This is a genomic window from Mycobacterium sp. (assembly GCF_049280035.1).
GTDB lineage: Bacteria > Actinomycetota > Actinomycetes > Mycobacteriales > Mycobacteriaceae > Mycobacterium.
Genome location: NZ_JBAPPI010000019.1, coordinates 1 through 3,246 on the forward strand (window position 1 = coordinate 1; position 3,246 = coordinate 3,246).

3 protein-coding genes and 1 pseudogene are annotated in these 3,246 nt (G+C 66.0%); 2 read left to right on the top strand and 2 right to left on the bottom strand.

Features of this window, described 5'->3' with window-relative positions; translation table 11 throughout:
* Positions 1-1,403: adenylosuccinate lyase (purB, locus tag WAN71_RS00665; protein WP_422223483.1), on the bottom strand; the 1,403-nt coding region annotated here is incomplete at its 3' end.
* Between the two features lie 53 nt (positions 1,404-1,456).
* Between purB and WAN71_RS00670 the strand changes: the two genes are divergently transcribed.
* Positions 1,457-2,314: a DUF429 domain-containing protein gene (locus tag WAN71_RS00670; RefSeq protein WP_422223484.1), complete on the top strand. Its 858-nt coding sequence runs from the start codon at positions 1,457-1,459 to the stop codon at positions 2,312-2,314.
* Positions 2,315-2,327: 13 nt separating this feature from the next.
* On the opposite strand, the gene WAN71_RS00675 is transcribed toward WAN71_RS00670, so the two are convergent.
* Positions 2,328-2,948, bottom strand: a complete 621-nt coding sequence (locus tag WAN71_RS00675; RefSeq protein WP_422223485.1) for a TetR/AcrR family transcriptional regulator — start codon at positions 2,946-2,948, stop codon at positions 2,328-2,330.
* A gap of 129 nt (positions 2,949-3,077) precedes the next feature.
* Between WAN71_RS00675 and WAN71_RS00680 the strand changes: the two are divergent.
* Positions 3,078-3,246, top strand: a pseudogene (locus WAN71_RS00680) (alpha/beta hydrolase); the annotation flags it as partial.

Consider the following 3,246-nt stretch of genomic DNA (forward strand, 5'->3'; position numbering starts at 1 on the left):
GGCGTGTACTTGGCCGCGGTCGGGTAGCGGCCAACTAGCGCGTCCACCCCGGCAACCACCGCGTCGACCTGGTCGCCGGCGGCGCCGATGAACGCCTGCTTGTCGGCCAGCGCGGCGTCCAGGGACGCCCGGTCCAGCGGCAGTCGTGGATCGGCAGCCAGCCGGTCGAGTAGGTCGGGCTCGGCGCCCCGTTCGCGCATCGCCAGCGCGGTGGCCACCGCGTGTTCTTTGATCACCTCGTGCGCGGCCTCGCGGCCCATTCCGGCGCGCACCGCCGCGATCAGCACCTTGGTGGTGGCCAGGAACGGCAGGTAGCGGTCCAGCTCGCGCGCGATCACCGCGGGGTAAGCGCCGAACTCGTCGAGCACGGTCAGCATTGTCTCGACCTGCCCGTCGACGGCGAAGAAGCTGTCCGGCAGGGCAACTCGGCGCACCACCGAGCAGAACACGTCCCCCTCGTTCCACTGCGCGCCGGCCAATTCAGCAGCCATCGACGCGTAACCGCGCAATACCACCTGCAGCCCGTTGACCCGTTCGCAACTACGGGTGTTCATCTTGTGCGGCATCGCCGACGAGCCGACCTGCCCCGGCGCGAAACCCTCGGTGACGAGGTCGTGGCCGGCCATCAGCCGGATAGTGTGCGCCAGTGACGACGGCCCGGCACCCAGCTGCACCAGAGCGGACACCACTTCGTGGTCCAGCGAACGCGGATATACCTGTCCGACACTGGTCAAAACCGTTGTGAATCCAAGGAAGTCGGCAATGCGCCGTTCGAGTTCGGCGAGCTTCGCCACGTCACCGCCGAGCAGATCGAGCATGTCCTGGGCGGTGCCCATCGGACCTTTGATGCCACGCAACGGGTAGCGGTCGATCAGTTCCCGCAGTCTGGTCAACGCCAGCAGAGTCTCCTGCGCCGCCGAGGCGAACCGCTTGCCCAACGTGGTGGCCTGTGCCGCGACGTTGTGGCTACGTCCGGCGATCACCAGGTCGCGGTAGGTCACCGCACGCTCGGCCATTCGGGCCACCAATGCGACGCCGTGGGCGAACACCAATTCCAGCGATCGCCGAACCTGCAGCTGCTCGACGTTCTCGGTCAGGTCGCGGCTGGTCATGCCCTTGTGCACCTGTTCGTGGCCGGCCAGTGCGTTGAATTCCTCGATGCGGGCCTTGACGTCGTGGCGCAGCACCCGCTCGCGGGTGGCGATCGAGGCCAGGTCGACATCGTCGAGCACCCGCTCGTAGTCGGCGACGGCGGCTTCGGGAACCTCGACGCCCAATTCCGCTTGCGCCCGCAGCACCGACAGCCAGAGCCGCCGCTCAGCGACCACCTTGGCCTCCGGCGACCAGATCGCCACCATCTCGGCGCTGGCGTAGCGGTTGGCCAACACGTTCGGGATCGTCACAAACACACAGCTTAACGGCGCCGTTACAGCCGCGGATCAGGCACAGTAGCCCCATGCACTTCGTTGGGCTCGATCTCGCCTGGGGCGAGAAGAACAGCACCGGTGTCGCGGTCATAGATTCCGATGGCCGGCTTCTGCACGTCGGTGCCGCGCAGGACGACGCGAGCATCGAAGCCACGGTGTCGCCGTATGTCAGCAACGACTGCCTGGTGGCCATCGACGCGCCGCTGATCGTGAAGAATTTGACCGGACACCGGCCGTGCGAGGCGGCGCTCAACCACGACTTCCACCGGTTCGACGCGGGAGCACGCCCGGCCTATGCGGAGAAACCCGAATTCAACGATCCTCGCGGCGCCCGGATCGCGACAGCACTGGATCTCGACATGGATCCCCTATCGGGTTCGCCACGACGGGCGATTGAGGTGTATCCGCACCCGGCGACCATTGTGTTGTTCGGCCTGGCGAAGGTCCTGAAGTACAAGAGGGGCCCATTCGAGGTTCGTCAAAGTGAGCTGCTGCAGTTGATGACGCTGATAGAGGGACTCGACAAGGCAACGCCGCGGCTGCGGGTGAACCACAACGTGTCTTGGGTGGAACTGCGCAGACGGGTTGCCGCCGCGACTCGACCGGGACAGCTCGACCGTGACGAAGACCCCGTCGACGCCGTGCTATGCGCCTACGTCGCGCTGTATTGGTATCACCGGCCCGAAGATGTGACCGTATACGGCGACTTCGCGACCGGCTACATCATCACACCGAGTCTTGCGCCGGATCTGGCACCCGCGCCCCGCCGTCGTCCAACCGCACAGCCGGACACCGACGAATTACGTGAGCGGCTCGCGCAGCTTGCTGCACTCCTCGAAGAAGCACAACGCGGGTTGACCGCGATCCGCCAACAGCTCGACCGCTAACCCCAAAACGAGGTCAAATCTGTACGGTGCGCTGGTCGATCGGTGCCAACGAGTCGATGACATCGATCACCGTCGCCCGGGCGACGGTACGGGGATCCTCCCGATCGTCGACCAAGGCGGAAACCACCGCGCCGTCGATTGCGTAAATCAACGCTGAGACCAGCTCCATGCGCACTAAGCGTCCCGACCGCTCGATCACCTCGGCGATGGCGTCGACGCGGTGATGCAGGTTGCGGCGCTGAATGTCGCGCAACGCGGGCTGGCGGGCACAGGCGATGTAGCGCTCGTAGCGCGAAATCAGCTGCTCGGTAAGACGTGGGCCGGACTCACTGCCGACGAGCAGATCGACCAGCAGGTCCGCTGTCGTCTCGGGGCCGCGGCGCCGGCGCGATAGGGTGGCGACCTCGGCGCGTAGCTGCGCCACCTCCAGCATTCCGATATGGGCGACCGCATTGACGATGAGGTCATCAAGGCTAGAGAAGTAATAAGTGGTCGAAGCCAGCGGAAGGCCTGCCCGGCGGGCAACGGCGCGGTGGCGGACCGCCTCGAATCCGCCTTCGCACAGCAGCTCGGCGGCGGCGCTGACCAGCGCGTACCGTCGACGTTCTCCCTTGGGAGTAACAGCTGCAGTCACCTACGACATGCTGCCAGTCAGCTTGGTGCCGCATTGCCCTTTCCGATAAACGCCAGGTCCGATGTGGCAACGGCGCTTTAAGCCGCCGACGACGATGCAGAGCAAAGCGATGCTAAGGAGCGGCGCTTTATCATGGCCCGCATGCCAGATCTGAGTCGTCGCGCTGTGTTGCGCCTTGGCGCCGGTGCGGCGACGGGAGCACTGGGCGCTTATGCGCTGGACAAATTGCTGCCGGCGCGCCCCCCACTCGCTGCGCCGGTGACGATGACCGGCACCGGCGTTCCGCTGGCCCCGCACC